The organism is Rhodovulum sp. 12E13, assembly GCF_003340565.1.
Taxonomy (GTDB): domain Bacteria; phylum Pseudomonadota; class Alphaproteobacteria; order Rhodobacterales; family Rhodobacteraceae; genus HLUCCA09.
Genome location: NZ_QPLK01000012.1, coordinates 106107 through 123118 on the forward strand (window position 1 = coordinate 106107; position 17012 = coordinate 123118).

At 67.9% G+C, this 17012-nt stretch carries 12 protein-coding genes, 1 tRNA gene and 1 pseudogene; 6 read left to right on the plus strand and 8 right to left on the minus strand.

The annotated features are described in order from the left end of the window. Nucleotide 1: 1 nt before the first annotated feature. Both thpR and DLJ49_RS12270 read left to right on the plus strand, forming a co-directional pair. On the plus strand, nucleotides 2-541 hold the full coding sequence (thpR, locus tag DLJ49_RS12265; protein WP_115393841.1) for an RNA 2',3'-cyclic phosphodiesterase: 540 nt from the start codon (nucleotides 2-4) through the stop codon (nucleotides 539-541). Between the two features lie 49 nt (nucleotides 542-590). After that, nucleotides 591-1235 (plus strand): hypothetical protein, encoded by a 645-nt coding sequence (locus DLJ49_RS12270; protein WP_115393842.1) that lies wholly within the window; start codon nucleotides 591-593, stop codon nucleotides 1233-1235. A 105-nt stretch (nucleotides 1236-1340) separates the two neighbouring features. On the opposite strand, the gene DLJ49_RS22460 is transcribed toward DLJ49_RS12270, so the two are convergent. The 6 genes from DLJ49_RS22460 to DLJ49_RS12300 all read right to left on the minus strand — a co-directional run bounded on the left by DLJ49_RS22460 (nucleotide 1341) and on the right by DLJ49_RS12300 (nucleotide 12150). Further along, nucleotides 1341-3203 (minus strand): calcium-binding protein, encoded by a 1863-nt coding sequence (locus DLJ49_RS22460; protein ID WP_158547455.1) that lies wholly within the window; start codon nucleotides 3201-3203, stop codon nucleotides 1341-1343. A gap of 344 nt (nucleotides 3204-3547) precedes the next feature. Then, nucleotides 3548-4213: an FtsZ-binding protein FzlA gene (locus DLJ49_RS12280; protein ID WP_115393859.1), complete on the minus strand. Its 666-nt coding sequence runs from the start codon at nucleotides 4211-4213 to the stop codon at nucleotides 3548-3550. Between the two features lie 79 nt (nucleotides 4214-4292). Next, nucleotides 4293-5039, minus strand: a complete 747-nt coding sequence (mtgA, locus tag DLJ49_RS12285; RefSeq protein WP_369932515.1) for a monofunctional biosynthetic peptidoglycan transglycosylase — start codon at nucleotides 5037-5039, stop codon at nucleotides 4293-4295. 241 nt (nucleotides 5040-5280) lie between these two features. Next, nucleotides 5281-5985 carry a class I SAM-dependent methyltransferase gene (locus DLJ49_RS12290; RefSeq protein WP_158547456.1) on the minus strand — a complete coding sequence of 235 codons (705 nt, stop codon included), beginning with the start codon at nucleotides 5983-5985 and terminating at the stop codon, nucleotides 5281-5283. A gap of 52 nt (nucleotides 5986-6037) precedes the next feature. Further along, a complete protein-coding gene (gene gltB, locus DLJ49_RS12295) occupies nucleotides 6038-10576 on the minus strand; it encodes a glutamate synthase large subunit (protein ID WP_115393844.1) in 4539 nt (1512 codons plus the stop codon). Between the two features lie 134 nt (nucleotides 10577-10710). Continuing rightward, nucleotides 10711-12150, minus strand: coding sequence for an NAD(P)-dependent oxidoreductase (locus tag DLJ49_RS12300; RefSeq protein WP_115393845.1), 1440 nt, complete (start codon nucleotides 12148-12150; stop codon nucleotides 10711-10713). Between the two features lie 208 nt (nucleotides 12151-12358). On the opposite strand from DLJ49_RS12300, the gene DLJ49_RS12305 reads away from it, so the two are divergent. Then, nucleotides 12359-13162 (plus strand): undecaprenyl-diphosphate phosphatase, encoded by an 804-nt coding sequence (locus DLJ49_RS12305; RefSeq protein WP_115393846.1) that lies wholly within the window; start codon nucleotides 12359-12361, stop codon nucleotides 13160-13162. On the opposite strand, the gene DLJ49_RS12310 is transcribed toward DLJ49_RS12305, so the two are convergent. Beyond that, the gene (locus DLJ49_RS12310; RefSeq protein WP_115393847.1) at nucleotides 13163-14161 is read right to left on the minus strand and encodes a complex I NDUFA9 subunit family protein; all 999 of its coding nucleotides are present in this window, start codon (nucleotides 14159-14161) and stop codon (nucleotides 13163-13165) included. Nucleotides 14162-14405: 244 nt separating this feature from the next. Here DLJ49_RS12310 and DLJ49_RS12315 point away from each other — a divergent pair. Beyond that, nucleotides 14406-14492: transfer RNA gene (locus DLJ49_RS12315), tRNA-Leu, on the plus strand. Nucleotides 14493-14554: 62 nt separating this feature from the next. Next, on the plus strand, nucleotides 14555-14977 hold the full coding sequence (locus DLJ49_RS12320; protein ID WP_115393848.1) for a DUF6538 domain-containing protein: 423 nt from the start codon (nucleotides 14555-14557) through the stop codon (nucleotides 14975-14977). 10 nt (nucleotides 14978-14987) lie between these two features. Here the strand turns inward: DLJ49_RS12320 and DLJ49_RS12325 are convergent. Next, a pseudogene (locus DLJ49_RS12325) lies at nucleotides 14988-16099 on the minus strand (IS3 family transposase). Nucleotides 16100-16169: 70 nt separating this feature from the next. Here DLJ49_RS12325 and DLJ49_RS12330 point away from each other — a divergent pair. Then, entirely contained in the window at nucleotides 16170-16952 is a 783-nt protein-coding gene (locus DLJ49_RS12330; protein ID WP_115393849.1) for a plasmid recombination protein, read from the plus strand. The last annotated feature ends 60 nt before the right edge of the window (nucleotides 16953-17012 follow it).

Below are 17012 nucleotides of genomic sequence, written 5' to 3' on the forward strand. Positions count from 1 at the left end.
GGTGCGTCTCTTCCTCGGCCTGCCGGTGCCCGAGGCGCTGATCCCGCCGCTTCTGTCGGTGCAGGAGGCGGTGCCGCTCGGCCGGGCGGTCGACGAGGACAACCTGCACCTGACGCTGGTCTTCCTGGGCGAGGTGAGCGAGGCGGCGGCGGAGGAGTTGCACGAGGCGCTCGACGGGCGGCGGCTGCCGCGCCCGGTACTCGCCTTTGACGGGCTTTCCACCTATGGCGGCGACCGGGCCAGGCTGCTCGCGGTCGAGATTCGCCCCGACCCGGCGCTGAACGAGTTGCAGGCGACCTGCGCACGGGCGGCGCGGGCGGCGGGCCTCGCGCTCGAGCGGCGGCGGTTCAGGCCGCATGTCACGCTGATCCGCTTCGGCGCGGGCCTGTCGCCGCGCCGCCAGCCCGAGCTCGACGGGGCGCTGACGCATGTCGGCACGCCCGTCGGGTCGGCCCAGGCACAACGGCTGGTGCTCTACCGGTCGCATCTGGGCGAGGGCGGCGCGGATTACGAAGAGCTCGCGGCCTATCCACTGCTCTGATCGGAACCGGGGCGCGCCCGACAGGTTCTACCGCCGAGGAGGATGCGTCATGGGCGACACTCTGATCGACGTGCTGATCGAGGAGCAGGGCGTGCTCTATTCCGAGGACATGGGGGCGGAGCCGGGGCGCGACACGCCGCAGGAACTGTTCCACTGGCTGGTGGGTGCGATCATGCTCTCGGCGCGTATCTCGGCTGCCAACGCGGTGCGGGCCGCGCGTGCGCTGCGCGCGGCGGGGCTGCACAAGATCGACGCCATCGAGGAGACCGACCGGGCCGAACTTGTGCGCATGCTCAACGAGAACGGCTATGCGCGTTACGACGAGTCGACCGCCGACTACATCCGCGACACGGCCGCCTGGGTGCGGGAAGAGTACGGCGGCGACCTGCGCCGGCTGCGCGATGAAGGCGGCGATGCGGACGCCGTCTTGAAACGGCTCCAGGGCGCCAAGGGCCTCGGGCCCCTCGGGGCGCGCATCTTCGCCCGCGAGGCGCAACTTGCGTGGGACGTCTTCTACCCCACGGTCGATGGCCCGGCGGTGGATCAGGCGCGCCGTTTCGGCCTGCCGGAAGACGCGCAGGCGCTGGCCGGGAAGGCGGGCAGCCGCGAGCGCTTCGTGCGGCTTTGCGCGGCGCTGACGCGGGTGGCGCTCGACGGCCCGACCAGGGCCGTGGAGCGCACAGCCGGCGGGTGACACCTGCCCGGCGCTCCCCGTCCTCTCCTCGCGGGCTTCTTTCTGTTCCAAATACGCACTGCCCGACGCCGCGGCGCGCGAGCCGTCGGGGCGAGGCGCGGCATGTCACATCCAGAAATCGAGCGCATTTGCCGAGAGATGCGGGATGGCGGGCATGTTGTCGGCCGCCGGCCCGCCCCCTGCTGTGAACACATAGACGTCGCCGCCCTCGCCGCCGTCGAGCGTGTCGCGGCCCGCACCGCCCCACAGCGTATCGTTGCCCGCTCCGCCGAGGAGCAGGTCATTGCCCGCGCCACCCACGAGGAAGTCGGCGCCCGTCCATCCATCGAGCCGGTCGTTGCCGGCACTGCCGAAGAGGCCGTCTTCGCCGTCGCCGCCTTCCAGCGTGTCGTTGCCGGCCCCGCCCTCGAGCGTGTCGTGGCCCTTGCGCCCCTGCACGAGATCATTCCCCGCACCGCCCGAGACCGCGTCACGCCCCGCACCGCCCTTGAGCACGTCGTCGCCGCCGCGCCCTTCGAGCCGGTTGCCGAAATCGGAGGCAACGATCAGGTCAGAGAAATCGCTGCCGGTCAGCGCGTGCTGGAACGCCCCGGCCGCGCCGCTCCCCGGCCCGGCGGGCAGGAGACTATCGTAGAAGGTGGCGCGCACCACTTCGTAAGGGGCCAGATCGAAGGTCAGACGCGCCCAGTCGGGGCTGACATCGGCACGCACTTCCACTTCGGGGTCCGCCTTCCAGTCGCCGGGCGCGCCCGTTGTGCCGAGCGTCGTCTTCCACCAGACCTTGCCCTGCAGGCCCAGATCGGCGCGGTCGAGCGTGTAGCTCTGGGCCGTGTCGGAGCGGGAGGCGATGTAGACATGGGTTGCCCCCTGCCCCTGGTAGACCCAGGCGGCGCCGCCCTCCCACAGGGTGCGGTGGGTGAGCTGGGTGCCGACCGTCACCTCGGACAGCAGGCGGAACGCCTCGCCGGCGATGGTCAGCTCCGACTGGCCCTCGTCGCCCGACAGGTTCGTGCGGTTGTTCTGCTGGATCGGCCAGACATGGGCGGCGTCGACCCCGCGCAGCATCATCTCGGAGAACATGAACCAGATCGCGCTCGCCTGCTTGAGGCCGAGCTCTGTCGATTGCTGGTTGTTCACGTTCCACTCGGTGACGTGGAAATCGATGTCCTTGAGTCGCGGGTCGGCCGCCCAGGTGTCGAGCCGGTCGAAGTAGTAGCCGTGGGTGCCGATCTCGGCCCAGTCGCCGCGGGTGTAGTAATGCACCACCACGGCGTCGATGGCGGCGGCGGCCTCGAGCGTGAGCCAGTCGATCAGTTGCCGGTTCTGGATGTGGCCGGGCGTGGTGGAGTAGCGCCCGTACTGCCCGATCTGGATCGAGATGTCGGGCTCGTCCCATCCCGCGCCGAGCCCCTCGCGCGCGCGGTGGTCGTCGATGGCGCTCTGCGCCGCGTCGGCGATGACGTTGGCGATCCGCGAATACTCGACATGGTTCAGCTCGGCACCCAGCCAGTATTCGTTGCCGATCTCGATCGTATCTATCCGGGCGGCCCCGTAATCACCCTGCAGGACGTCGGTGATGTAACCATGGACATCACCCCAGGCGCCGTCACGCGGGCGCCGGTCGCCCATCGGGCCGCCGGCCATGAGCGAGCCGGTGGGCACGACGAGGTTGACCCCGACGCCCTCCTGCCCCGCCCAGGTCAGGAACTCGGTGAGCGGCATCACCTCGCGCCAGGCATTGCGGTCCTTCGCCCAGACGGTCGAGGCGTCGGGGTCGGCAATGTCGAAGTACCATTCGGTGATCGACCCGCCCGGGTAGCGCAGATGCTCGATGCCCAGCGCGCGCATCGAGTCGTCGAATGTGCCGTTCGGGCCGACGCGATCGCGGTCGTAGAGCATGTTGGTGCCGAACATCTCCGAGCGCACCGGCGCGGTGCTGACGGCAGACCCCGCCCACTGAATTGCCATGACGCCCCCTCCATTCGGCTCCACGAAGCGGGGGAGGGGTCGCCCGCACACGAGGCGCGGGACGGGCGCGGCTCGTGGCGAGATCGGGGAGGTTCCGGAGGGTTTTCGGCGAATGCTGGCTGACGGCCGGCGGGCCTCGCCGGCGAGTCGGCCTGACCGGGGGAGGGGCCTCGTGCCGAAGGGCGGGTCCGTGGCGCCGGCCCCGATGGCGGCGGGGCCGAAGGCCGCGTCAGCGCGGGGCGCGCTCCTCTGCGGGCACGGCCGGCCCTTGCCCGGCTGTCAGCGGCGCGGCGTCGCGCGGGTCGCCGAGGCGCGCGCGACGATGCGGGAGGCCGGGCCACGCCTCAGAAATCGAGGTCAGCGTAATGCGCAGGCGGGGGAAAGCCGGGCACCTGGTCGGCGAGGATGCCGCGGAAGGCGGGGCGCGACTTGATCTTGGCATACCAGTCGCGGACGTTCTCGCTGCGGTGCCAGTCGACGTCGGAGATGTAGTCGAGCGCCGAGATGTGGGCTGCGGCGGCGAAATCGGCCAGCGTCGGCGCATCGCCGGCCAGCCACCGGCGCTGGTCGAGCAGCCAGTGCATGTAGTCGAGGTGATACTTGATCGCCTTGGCACCCGCCTTGACGGCCCGCGAGTCGGGAAAGCCCTCGCGCGTGATCTTCTTGTTCACCCGTTCGTAGAGCAGGTTGGCCGTCACCTCGCGGTGAAACTTGTCGTCGAACCAGGCACAGAGCCGACGCACCTCGTAGCGGCCTTCGGGGCTCTCCGGCATCAGCGGTGGCTCGGGGTGCACCTCGTCGAGATATTCCACGATCGCCTGGCTCTCGGCCATCGCCCGCCCGTTCATCCGCAGCACCGGCACCTTGCCGGCGGGGTTGCGGCGCAGGAAGTCCGGGTCACGCTCCCAGTAGCGCTCCTCGACCAGTTCCACCTCGATGCGCTTTTCGGCCATCACCAGCCGCACCTTGCGGCAGAAGGGCGACAGGGGAACATGGTAGAGACGGGTCATGTGCGCCGTGCCTCGCGGTGTGCCCGGCTGCGTGCCGGGCCGAAAGCCTTGCCTGTCATGCCGCGCCACCCCGACCATTTCAATCCTCGAAGCACGCCGCCCGCCCGTCGGCGGCGATCGTGGCCGCGCCGTCGCGGATCGAGGCGGCGCGGCTGCGCAGCCACGGCGAGGGGTTGGCCGCGTCGCGGGTCTTCGGCGCCGGCAGCACCGCCGCCAGCCGCGCGGCCTGCGTCGCGGTCAGCTCTGCCGCCGGGACGCCGAACCAGTGGCGCGCGGCGGCCTCGACGCCGAACACCCCCTCGCCGAACTCGGCCACGTTGAGATAGACCTCCAGGATGCGCCGCTTGGACCAGACGAGCTCCACCGCCGGCGTCATGACCGCCTCGATCGCCTTGCGCAGCCAGCTCCGCTCCTGCCACAGATAGACGTTCTTGACCGTCTGCTGGGGTATGGTCGAGGCCCCGCGCACCGCCCCGTCCTCGAGCGCGTCGCGGATCGCGTTCATGTCGAAGCCCCAGTGCAGGCAGAAATTGGCGTCCTCCGCCGCGACGGCCGAGCGCGCCATCACCGGGGCGATGCCCGCCATCGGCACCCACTCGCGCTCGACGCTGCCGAGCCGCCGCTGCTCGGCCCAGATCGTGTGGGTGATCGGCGGGTTGACGACTGCATAGAGCAGCACGGCAGTCGCGGCCCCGACCAGCGGCGCCAGCACCAGCCAGCGCAGCGCGCGCCTGATCCAGAGCGCGAGGCGCAGGAGCGGCCCGCGCTTCGGCGCCGTTTTCCTGCGGCCCTTCTTCGATGCGGGCTCGCGCAGGGCGCTCGCCAGCCGGCCCTCCGCCGCCTCGCGCCGATCTGCGGTGGTGCCCGCCCGCCTGCTGCCCGATGCCTTCTTCGCCACGCGCGCCTTCTAGCGTGTCACACAGATGGCGAACAGGCCGACCGGCCATGGTCGGCAACAGTCACTCATCGTTTTTTCTCCCGGAAACAATGGCCTATCGGCTCTTATCCTTGTGCCGATGCGGAGGCCTATCAATGCACTGTAAGGGCGACCCCAAGGCCAAAGCGGCTCAATCGCCCGGAACGGGAAGGCGAAGTGCGAAGCTGTCGTGCTTATCGTACTGGTTGGTGAGGTACAGGAAGGTCGCCCCAGTGGCATGCACGAACTCATTGACGGCCTCGACCACCCCATAGCGCGCTGTCGGACTTACCCAACGAACATAATCGTGTCCTGCAATGATGCCGCCCGGTTTCACCACGCGGGTGCAGAGTTCAAGGTCACGTGCAACGGACACGTAGTCGTGCGCCCCGTCGATATAGACCCAGTCGACACTGTCGGCTTCCAGCGTCGGCAGCACCTCAGTCGAGTATCCACGATGCATTTGAACTCGCCCCAACGCGATCTCGTCGCCCAAGGTTTTCTCGAGGCGCGCATGGCTGCTCTCCGAATAGGCAGGATTAGTCGTGTCGTCCCATGGATCGACGAGATGGAGCCTGTCAGGCGCGCAAACCTCGAGAATCTGCCTCGAGAAGGCTCCTTCGGCGACGCCGATCTCGCAGACCACTCCACCTTTCGGCATGCGACGTAGCAGTTGGTCACGGTCGGAAAGCAGCACCGCTCCGTCCAGGCTCGCCTGAGGCAGGTTCTGCTGGAATCTCTGCAACAGTGCATCGTGTACCCCCTCGCTACGGCGCATGCGGACAAGCGATCGCAACGGGTCTTGGCGCAGGGCATCGACGATCAGCGCTACCTTGGATGGCGCGGAATGATCCATGAATTTCTCCCTATGTATGGCCCCGAAAACGCAAGGCATTGGCCAGACAGCGTCACTCCGCCGGCACGGCCCGGTCCTCGATCCCCAGCGGGTGCGAGAGCTTGTCGAGCATTTCCTTGGGGCAGACCTGCACGAAGTTCTTCAGCTCCACGTCCCAGTGCTGGAGGATGTCGGCAGCCTTGGCGCTGCGGGTCTCGGCGAGGTGCCGCTCCATCAGGCCCTTCAGCTCGGCCTCCCAGTGGTCGACCGTGACCGGGCAGGTGACGATGGTCTCGGTGTTCATCAGATGCACCGCGATGCCGTCAGGGTCATGGACATAAGCCATGCCTCCGGTCATGCCCGCGCCGAAATTGGCGCCGATCCGGCCGAGCAGCACCGCGACGCCGCCGGTCATGTATTCGCACCCGTTCGAGCCGCAGCCCTCGACCACGACATGCGCGCCCGAGTTCCGCACGCAGAAGCGCTCGCCGGCCCGGCCCGCCGCGAAAAGGTAGCCTGCCGTCGCCCCGTAGAGCACGGTGTTGCCGATGATCACGTTCTCGGCCGCCACCAGGGGCGAGGCCATCGGCGGGCGAACAACGATGGTGCCCCCCGACAGGCCCTTGCCGACGTAGTCGTTGGCGTCGCCCGAGACCTCGAGCTTGAGCCCCGGCGCGGCGAAGGCGCCGAGCGACTGGCCCGCGCTGCCCGTCAGCTTGACGTGCAGGTGGTCGGGCTGGAGCTTGTTGCGCATCCCGAAGCGCTTCACGATGTGGCTCGACGTGCGCGTGCCGATGGTGCGGTGCGTGTTCTGCACCGCATAGGAGAGCTGCATCTTCTCGCCGTCCTCGAGGAAGCGCGCGGCATCCTTGACGATCTCGGCGTCGAGCGTGTCCGACACCGGGTTGCGCGGCTTGTCGCGGTTGTAGCGGATATCCTCCGCGCCATCGACGGTCAGCAGCATCGGGTTGAGGTCGAGGTCGTCGAGATGCGCCGAGCCGCGGCTCACCTGCGTCAGCAGGTCGGCCCGCCCGATCACCTCGTCAAGGCTGCGCGCGCCGATGCTGGCGAGGATTTCGCGCACCTCGGTGGCGTAGAAGGTGATGAGGTTGACCACCTTGTCGGCGGTGCCGGTGAACTTCTCGCGCAGGTGCGGATCCTGCGTGCAGACGCCCACGGGGCAGGTGTTGCTCTGGCACTGGCGCACCATGATGCAGCCCATCGAGATCAGGCCGGCTGTGCCGATGCCGTATTCCTCGGCCCCCATCATCGCCGCCATCACGATGTCGCGCCCCGTGCGCAGCCCGCCATCGGTGCGCAGCGTCACCCGCTCGCGCAGCTTGTTCATGGCGAGCACCTGATGCGCCTCGGTCAGCCCCATCTCCCATGGCAGGCCGGCATACTTGATCGAAGTCGCGGGCGACGCCCCGGTGCCGCCATTGTGGCCCGAGATCAGGATGACGTCGGCCTCGGCCTTGGCCACGCCGGCGGCGATGGTGCCGACGCCCGACGACGCCACCAGCTTGACCGTCACCTTGGCGCGCGGGTTGATCTGCTTGAGGTCGTAGATCAGCTGCGCCAGATCCTCGATCGAGTAGATGTCGTGGTGTGGCGGCGGGCTGATGAGCGTCACGCCCGGCGTCGAGTGCCGCAGCCGGGCGATCAGCTCGGTCACCTTCATCCCCGGCAGCTGGCCGCCCTCGCCGGGCTTTGCGCCCTGGGCCACCTTGATCTCGAGTTCCTCGCAATGGTTGAGGTATTCGGCCGTCACCCCGAAGCGCCCCGAGGCCACCTGCTTGATCTTGGCGGACGGATTGTCGCCATTGGGCTCGGGCACGAAATGCGCCGGATCCTCGCCGCCCTCGCCCGAGTCGGATTTCGCGCCGATCCGGTTCATCGCCACATTCAGCGTCTTGTGCGCCTCGGGGCTCAGCGCGCCCAGCGACATGCCCGGCGTCACGAACCGCTTGCGGATCGAGGTGATGCTCTCGACCTCCTCGATGGGGATGGGCGTGCCCAGCGGCTTGAAGTCCATCAGGTCGCGCAGGTGAATGGGCGGCTGCGCGCGCATCTTCGCCGAATACTGCTTCCACAGCTCGTAGGATGCCCGGTCGCAGGCGGCCTGCAACATGTGCATCCCCTGCGCCTGCCACGCATGCGTCTCGCCCGAGCGCCGCGCCTTGTAGAAGCCGCCGATGGGCAGCACGTCGGCACCCCCACGCCAGCCTTGGGCGTGGACCTGCTCGGCCTTGCGCTGGATGCCGCTCACCCCGATGCCAGAGATCCGGCTGATCATGCCGGGGAAATACTCGGCGCACATCGCGCGAGAGAGCCCGACCGCCTCGAAGTTGAGACCGCCCCGGTAGGACGAGATCACCGAGATGCCCATCTTCGACATGATCTTGAGCAGGCCCTGGTCGATCGCCTTGCGATAGCGCACCACCGCCTCGGTCAGCGGCCCGTCGAGCAGGCCGCGCTCGATCCGGTCGGCCAGCGAATCCTCGGCGAGGTAGGCATTGACCGTCGTCGCCCCGCAGCCGATCAGCACGGCGAAATAATGCGGGTCTATGCACTCGGCCGAGCGCACGTTGAGCGAGCAGAAGGTGCGCAGACCCTGCTTGGTGAGCCAGCTATGCACGGCCGACGTGGCGAGGATCATGGGCATCGGCACGCGGCTCTCGTCCTGGTACTGGTCGGTCAGCACGAGGTGGCCCTTGCCCGAGCGCACCGCGTCCTCTGCCTCGGAGCGGATGCGCTCCAGCGCGTCTCGCAGCGCGGTCGGTCCGGCACCAGCGGGGAAGGAGCAGTCGAGCTCGGCCATCGGTGCGTTGAAGCTCTCGACCAGCTTGTCGAACTGCGCGTTGCCCACGAAGGGGCTGTCGAGCACGATGATCTCGGTCTGGCTCGAGCTCTCGTCGAGCACGTTCTTGAGGTTGCCGAACCGCGTCTTGAGGCTCATCACGCGGTATTCGCGCAAGCTGTCGATCGGCGGATTCGTCACCTGGCTGAAGTTCTGGCGGAAGAAGTGGCTGAGCGGGCGATACTTCTCCGACAGCACGGCGGAGGGCGTGTCGTCGCCCATCGAGGCGACCACCTCCTTCCCGTCTTCGGCCATCGGCGCGAGGATCTGTTCGAGTTCCTCCATCGTGTAGCCGGCCGCGATCTGGCGCTTGCGCAGCTCGCCCCCGGTGAACAGCGCCCGCTCGGTCACATCGGCCAGCACGCCATCGAGCTCGCTGATCTTGCCGACCCACTCGCCGAAGGGCTGCGCGGCCGCCAGCTTGTCCTTGATCTCGACGTCGTGGAAGAGCCGGCCCTCGACCATGTCGACGGCGATCATCTGCCCCGGCCCCAGCGCGCCCTTTTCGACCACGGTCTTCTCGTCGGTCGGCACCATGCCCACCTCCGAGCCCGCGATCAGCAGACCGTCGCCGGTGACGACGTAGCGCATCGGGCGCAGGCCGTTGCGGTCGAGGCCGCCGCACACCCACCGCCCGTCGGTCATGGCCAGCGCCGCTGGGCCGTCCCACGGCTCCATCACCGAGTTGACGTAGGAATACATGTCGCGCCACGCCTGCGGCAGCTCGATGCGCTGCTTCGACCAGCTTTCGGGCACCAGCATCGTCTTGGCCATCGGCGCGTTGCGCCCCGCCCGCACCAGCACCTCGAACACCGAGTCGAGCGCCGCGGAGTCGGACGAGCCCTGCGCGATGATCGGCTTGATGTCGTCGGCCATCTCGCCGAACGCCGCCGACGCCATGCGGATCTCGTGGCTCTTCATCCAGTTGGTGTTGCCCTTCAGCGTGTTGATCTCGCCGTTGTGGGCCAGCATGCGGAAGGGCTGCGCGAGCCACCACTGGGGGAAGGTGTTGGTCGAGTAGCGCTGGTGGTAGATCGCGAAGGCGCTCTCGAACCGCTCGTCCTTCAGGTCGGGGTAGAACTCGGCCACGTCCTGCGCGAGCATCATGCCCTTGTAGATGATCGAGCGGCACGACAGCGAGCAGATGTAGAAGTCGGGCACGCGAGCAGCGTTCGCCGCCTTCTCGATGCGGCGGCGGATGACGTACAGCTCGCGCTCGAACGTCTCTTCGTCGACGCCCTTGGAATTGGCGATCAGGATCTGCTCGATCTCGGGCCGCGTGGCATTGGCCTTCTCGCCCAGCACGCGAATGTCGACCGGCACGTGCCGCCAGCCGTAGATGTAGTGCCCCATGCGGAGCACTTCGGTTTCGACGATGGTGCGCGCCGTCTCCTGCGCGGCGAAATCCGTGCGCGGCAGAAAGATCTGGCCCACCGCGATCTGGTGCGCGGTGTCGGGCTCGTGCCCGGTGCGGCGGATCTGGTCGTGGAAGAACGCATCCGGGATCTGCACATGGATGCCCGCTCCGTCGCCCGTGCGGCCGTCGGCATCGACCGCGCCGCGGTGCCAGACGGCCTTGAGAGCCGTGATGCCGTCCTCCACGACCTTTCGGCTCCTGCTGCCGTCGATCGCCACGACGAGCCCCACGCCGCAAGACGAATGCTCGTCCTCGGCTCCGTACATTCCGTTCTCGGCCAGCCACGCGCGGCGGGCCTGCTCGTCGGCGGCCCAGCTGTCGTCGTACATGGTCATCGGCTGTCTCCTTCCATGGAGGGCTCGGTCGTCGCCTCTGTCTCGTCGGTGCCGCCGCGCGGGCGGTCAGGCCACGGCGGCGGCGGGGTTTTCGGGCCGCCGCCCGTCGTCATGGTCGCACGCTGCGTGGGCCGTCATTCCGCGGCGATGGTCTGCCGCTCGGCGAAGCTGGCCAGCATCGCCTCTGCCGCCTCGCGCCCGTCGCGGATCGCCCAGACGACCAGCGAGGCGCCGCGCACGATGTCGCCCACCGCGTAGACGCCGGGCAGGCTGGTGGCGTGGGTGCGGAAATCGGCCTTGATCGTGCCCCAGCGCGTCACCTCGAGCTCGGGCTGGTCGAACATGGTCACCATCTCCTCGGGCTCGAAGCCGAGCGCCTTGATGACCAGGTCGGCCTCCTCGACATAGTCCCCTCCCTCGATCACCTCGGGCGCCTGACGGCCGGTTGCGTCGGGGGCGCCGAGGCGCATCCGCTGCACCAGCACGCCCGACACGGCGCCCCCCTCCTCGGTGAAGCCCTTGGGCGCGGTCAGCCACTCGAACTGCACGCCCTCTTCCTCGGCATTGGCCACCTCGCGCTGCGAGCCCGGCATGTTGGCCCGGTCACGGCGGTAGAGGCATTTCACGCTGGTCGCCCCCTGACGGACAGCTGTGCGCACGCAGTCCATCGCGGTGTCGCCGCCGCCGATGACGACGACGCGCTTGCCCGCCGCATTCAGCTCGCCCGAGTCGAACTCGGGCACGCTGTCGCCGAAGCCGACGCGGTTCGACGCGGTGAGGTAGTCGATGGCGCGCACGATGCCGGCCGAGTCGACGTTGGGCATCTGAAGCGCGCGCGACTTGTAGACGCCGGTGGCGATCAGCACCGCGTCGTGCTTCTCGCGGATCTCGGCGAAGGTGACGTCTGTTCCGACGTCGCAGTTGAGCACGAAGGTCACGCCACCGTCGGCGAGCTGGTCGTTGCGGCGGGTCACCACCTCCTTCTCCAGCTTGAAGCCGGGGATGCCGTAGACCATCAGGCCGCCCGCGCGGTCGTAGCGGTCGTACACGGTGACCTGCACGCCCTGCCGGCGCAGCATGTCGGCCGCGGCGAGGCCGCCGGGCCCCGCGCCGATGATGCCGACCGACTCGGCCCGCTCCTGCGCCGGGCGGATAGGCTTGACCCAGCCCTCGTCCCACGCGGTGTCGGTGATGTATTTCTCGACCGCCCCGATGGTGACCGTGCCGTGGCCCGACTGCTCGATCACGCAGTTGCCCTCGCACAGCCGGTCCTGCGGGCAGATACGGCCGCAGATCTCGGGAAAGGTGTTGGTCGCCTGGGAAAGCTCGTAGGCCTCTTCCAGCCGGCCCTCGGCGGTGAGCCGCAGCCAGTCGGGGATGTTGTTGTGCAGAGGGCAATGCGTCTGACAGTAGGGCACGCCGCACTGGCTGCAGCGGCCCGCCTGCTCGGCGGCCTTCTCGCGCGCATACTCGGCGTAGATCTCGTGGAAATCGTGCGCGCGCAGGTCGGGAGGCCGCTTCTCCGGCATCTCCTTTTCCACGCTGACGAACTGGAGCATCCGCTGCTTCGACATGAGCACCTCCTCCTGACCCGCGCGACATACTCTGGCTGCGCGGGGAAATAAAGTCAGAATAGTTGACCCGAAACCTCTTTCTGAGAGCCGCCACGGTCGAGGCCACCGTCTGAACGAGAAAAAATGGTCAGCATAACTTCCATAAATGCTGACTTTCAGGCATCGCGGCCCCGCCATATACCGCCCTCGACAAGCCGGAGATCGCCCCGTGTCGCTCCTTCATCTCGTCCTCGTCGCTCTTGTCCAGGGCATCACCGAGTTTCTGCCGGTCTCGTCGTCGGGGCACCTGATCCTGCTGCCACGCCTCACCGGGCTGCAGGACCAGGGCCTGGTGATCGACGTGGCGGTGCATGTCGGCACGCTCGGCGCCGTCGTGCTCTACTTCTGGCGCGACGTGCGAAAGGTGCTGCACGGCACCGGGCGGCTGCTCCGCGGCAAGGTCGACACGCAGTCGGCCTTTCTCGCGCTCTGCCTCGTCACGGCGACGGTGCCGGTGGTGATCGCCGGCGCCGCGCTCGCGCTTCTCGACCTGACCGAGGCGCTGCGCTCGATCGCCGTGATCGGCTGGACGATGCTGATCTTCGGGATCGTCCTGTGGTGGGCCGACACGAAGAGCCCGCAGCACCGCCGCGCCGCGCAGTGGACGCTCAAGGACGCCGCGATCATGGGGCTCTGGCAGGTGCTGGCGCTGATCCCGGGCACCTCGCGCTCCGGCATCACGATCACCGCGGGCCGCGCCCTGGGCTACGAGCGGCACGAGGCGGCACGGCTGGCGATGCTCATGTCGATCCCCACGATCGCCGCGTCGGGCCTCGTGGTGGCCGTCGACGTCGCGGCCGAGGCCGACTGGGCCGCGGCGCGCGATGGCGTTCTCGCCGCCGCCCTCGCCTTCGTCTCGGCGCTGCTCGCGCTCGCGGTGATGATGCGGCTGGCCAAGCGGATCAGCTTCACGCCCTACGTGGTCTACCGCGTCGGGCTCGGCCTCGTCCTGCTCTGGATCGCCTATACCTGATCAGCCGAACCCGCCGCGCTTGCCGCGCAGTTGCTTGGCCGAGGCCTTGGAGCGCGCGTATTGTCCGGAGGGCCGGAAACGCCAGAGATACTCGGGCAACACCCCCTCCATCGAGATCGGCCGGATGCCGAGGTCGTCGAAGGTCTTGGTGCGGCCCGACACCACGTTGTCGACCGCGAGGTTGCGCACCTGGTCGAGCGTGAGCGGCCCCGAGATCAGCCCCAGGCTCAGCCGGTTGAGCAGATCGAAGCCGGCGCCCATGCCGCGCGCCGCCCAGAACGGCACGTTGACGATCAGCCGCTTGCGCTCGATGACCTGCAGCATCAGCTCCATCAGCTCGCGGAAGGTGTCGACATCCGGCCCGCCCAGCTCGTACACGCCCGGCGCGCACTCGGCCTCGATCGCCCGCATCGCCGCTGCCGCCACGTCATCGACATAGACCGGCTGGAACTTCGTGCGCGCGCCGACGATCGGCAGGACCGGGCTCGACCGGGCCATGGCGCCGAAACGGTTGAAGAACTCGTCCTCGTTGCCGAACACGATCGAGGGCCGCAGGATGACGGCGCGCGGGCGGTGCTCCAGCACGGCCGACTCGCCCCTGGCCTTCGTGCGGGCGTATTCGCTCGCAGACCGCTCGTCGGCCCCGATGGCCGAGACCTGCACGAAGCGCTCGACCCCCTCTTCGGCGGCGAGCCGCGCCGCGCGCTCGGCCCCCTCGATCTGCACCGCCCTGAACGTGTTCTTGCCCTGCGGCGCGAGGATGCCCACGCAGTTGACCGCCGCGTCGGCGTGGCGCAGCGCGAGGCGCACCGAGGCGTCGTCGCGCAGGTTGCAGCCCACGGGTTCGACCTGCCCGACCACGCCGTAGGTGCGCACGAAGATCGCCTCTTCCGGCCGGCGCACCGCCACGCGCACCCGCCAGCCCGCTTTGGCGGCCCGCCGCGCGATGTAGCGGCCGATGAAGCCCGAGCCTCCGAAGATCGTCAGCAGCCTGGTCATTGCGTGCTCCCCATGCGCGCGGCGTTGCTCGCCCCGGCAGTATAGGGCCGCGCGACGCAGGACAACCAGCCGCTCCGTCGCGCCCGCCGGCCGCCCGGGCCGCGCAGTCGCACCGCCCGACCGTCGGCACGGTTTGCGCCGTATCAGGCAGGCCACGGGGCTTCGCGGCCGCCACTCCCGAAGGCCCGGGAAAGGGCGTTGACACCCGTTCGGACGAGGCCTAAAGACCGGCCTCACGACACCGGCCCAGGTGGCGGAACTGGTAGACGCGCTAGCTTCAGGTGCTAGTGCCCGTACGGGCGTGGAGGTTCGAGTCCTCTCCTGGGCACCAATCCCCCAAGTTAACCCTCTGGCTCTCCTCAGCTTTTCACAGGCTGACCGGAGGCGTAGTACATGCCGGAGTACCAAACCGTCCCCTTCACATTCGAGAAGCAGGGGGTCTTCTACTTCACGCGACGGGTCCCGAGCGACCTGCGAGACCACTACACGAGCGGCAAGATTTCCTTCTCGCTGAGGACGAGGTCCGCCTCGGTGGCCAGAGCGCGGGCACTGAAAGCATCGCAGCAACTCGACGAGCATTGGCACTTCCTGCGGATGCACAGCATGGACCTGCCGGGTAAGCACCTCCTCAGGATGGGCGGGTCTCGTCCCATCGCCATGCCTGGGTCGCCCTTGGCCCAGCCTGAGACAGAGGAGCAGGGGATCAGCCTCAGCGAGGCCGTCGCGCTCTACTTGCGGCTCAAGGGAGCGAACCGCCCTGCCACCTTCCACAGGGCTGCAGAGCGGTCGTGCGGCTACGTTGACCTGCTCCCCTGATTGTCCTCGCTCAAAGGGAGAGTCTGTTCCGGGTTTGGTCCTTCTCTGACCGGTTGCGATATTCCCGCGGGGTGAGGCCGTCGAGGCTCGTGTGCGGGCGGTGATGGTTGTAGTCGTCGCGCCATGCCGCGATCAAATGGCGGGCATGGCGCAAGCCGGCGAAGAGATGCTCGTTGAGGCATTCGTCGCGGAGCCGGCCGATGAAGCTCTCGACGAACCCGTTCTGCATGGGCTTGCCCGGGGCGATGTAGTGCCATTCGACCTTCCGTTCCTCCTGCCATTTCAGGATGGCGTTCGAGGTCAGTTCGGTGCCGTTGTCGCTGACCACCAGGCAGGGGTATCCACGGGTCTCGGCGATCCGGTCCAGTTCTCGCGCTACGCGCTGCCCAGACAGCGACGTGTCCACGACCGTCGCGAGGCATTACCGGCTGAAGTCGTCGATCACGCACAGCACCCGGAACCGCCGCCCGCAGGACAATGCGTCCGACACGAAGTCGAGGCTCCAGCGCTGGTTCGGCCCCTGCGGGATCGCCATGGGCGCGCGCGTGCCGAGCGCGCGTTTCCGTCCGCCCCGCTTGCGCACCGTGAGCTTCTCCTCGCGGTAGATGCGATACAGCTTCTTCCAGTTCACCTCCCACCCCTCTCGTCGCAGCAGGATATGCAGGCGCCGGTAGCCGAACCGCCGGCGCTCGGCCGACAACTCGCGCAGCCGCGTGCGCAAAGGCGCGTCGCCGTCGCGCCGGGAGCGATAGCGGTAGACCCGCGGATCGATGCCCACGAGCGCGCAGGCGCGCCTCTGCGAGTATCCCTTCTCGGCGATGGCCCAGCTCACGGCGGATCTCCTCGAGCCGGGCTTCAGAAGTTTTTTCCGAGCATCTCGCGCAGGGCCGACACGTCCATCATCGACTCGGCGAGCAGCTTCTTGAGGCGCGCGTTCTCCTCCTCCAGCGCCTTCAGCCGCTTCGCGTCGGACACCTCCATGCCGCCATACCTCGACCGCCACTTGTAGAACGTCGGCTCGCTCACGCCGTGCTTCCGGCAGAGGTCCCTCGCGCTCAGGCCCGCCTGGTGCTCCTTCAGGATGCCGATGATCTGTTCGTCGCTGAACCTCGATCGCTTCATCGTCCGTCTCCTCTGTCGAGGAACAGACTACCTCAGATCGCGGACATTTCAGGGGATCAGGTCAGAGATCATGCCCGGTTCGTGTTCGACATTCTCGGAGTTCCGAGAAGCTCATGCGAAAGCCGCGGCGGTCAAGGAGTCATTCACGTATACCAAGAACGGGAAGACAACCAGACGCCGCCGCAAGCTCCGAAGCGACGCAGCCAGTCTTTACACCAGCGTCATCTCGCTTCCTGTACTCACGGCCGATGCGCTCGAGGATCCGGACCTCAAGAAGAAATGCCTCGACGTTCTCGGCGAGGCCTTCGAGTTCGAGCGCAAGCGGTTGGAGAGGTGCGGCGGACAGCTCGGGATGGCTGTCATTCACTGGGACGAGAAGCATTTTCACATGCACATTCTCGGTCTCGATCCGAAACGCGGGCGTGTTGACCATCTTCACCCTGGGCGGGCATTAAAGAAGGCGCGAACCGAGGAGCTTCAGGCAAGCGAGAATTCGAAGAGTAAGATCAACAAGGCGGGCGACCGTGCCTATTGGGACGCGATGCGCAGATACCAGGCTGATATCCACGAGGCGGTCTTTTCGAAGGCCGGGCTCCTGCGTTTCGGGCCGCGCCGAGAGCGGTTGAGCACATCAGAATACAAGCGGAAGAAAGCCGCCGCTCGTGAGACTGCGGAATTGCAGCAGAAGCACGCAGATCTCAGCGGATCCATGGGTGATATGCAGCTCGAGATGGTCATGACCGCGCACGAGAGAACGCGCATCGAACAGCAGGCATTGGTCGTACATGTCCCATCCCGGATGATCACATCGACTCTCGCCGACGGGCACTGTTCGTGGCACGCTCGATCCTGAGCGAGGTTCTGGTCGGGGGGCGGGCATGCTGATCTCTCTTCACAAGCAGGCGACGACAAC

Bases quoted from the DNA above. Each gene is read 5' to 3' on its own strand.
- DLJ49_RS12270 (WP_115393842.1), top strand. From the start codon at position 591: ATGGGCGACACTCTGATCGACGTGCTGATCGAGGAGCAGGGCGTGCTC.
- DLJ49_RS22460 (WP_158547455.1), bottom strand. From the start codon at position 3,203: ATGGCAATTCAGTGGGCGGGGTCTGCCGTCAGCACCGCGCCGGTGCGC.
- DLJ49_RS12280 (WP_115393859.1), bottom strand. From the start codon at position 4,213: ATGACCCGTCTCTACCATGTTCCCCTGTCGCCCTTCTGCCGCAAGGTG.
- DLJ49_RS12290 (WP_158547456.1), bottom strand. From the start codon at position 5,985: ATGGATCATTCCGCGCCATCCAAGGTAGCGCTGATCGTCGATGCCCTG.
- gltB (WP_115393844.1), bottom strand. From the start codon at position 10,576: ATGACCATGTACGACGACAGCTGGGCCGCCGACGAGCAGGCCCGCCGC.
- DLJ49_RS12300 (WP_115393845.1), bottom strand. From the start codon at position 12,150: ATGTCGAAGCAGCGGATGCTCCAGTTCGTCAGCGTGGAAAAGGAGATG.
- DLJ49_RS12310 (WP_115393847.1), bottom strand. From the start codon at position 14,161: ATGACCAGGCTGCTGACGATCTTCGGAGGCTCGGGCTTCATCGGCCGC.
- DLJ49_RS12320 (WP_115393848.1), top strand. From the start codon at position 14,555: ATGCCGGAGTACCAAACCGTCCCCTTCACATTCGAGAAGCAGGGGGTC.
- DLJ49_RS12330 (WP_115393849.1), top strand. From the start codon at position 16,170: ATGCCCGGTTCGTGTTCGACATTCTCGGAGTTCCGAGAAGCTCATGCG.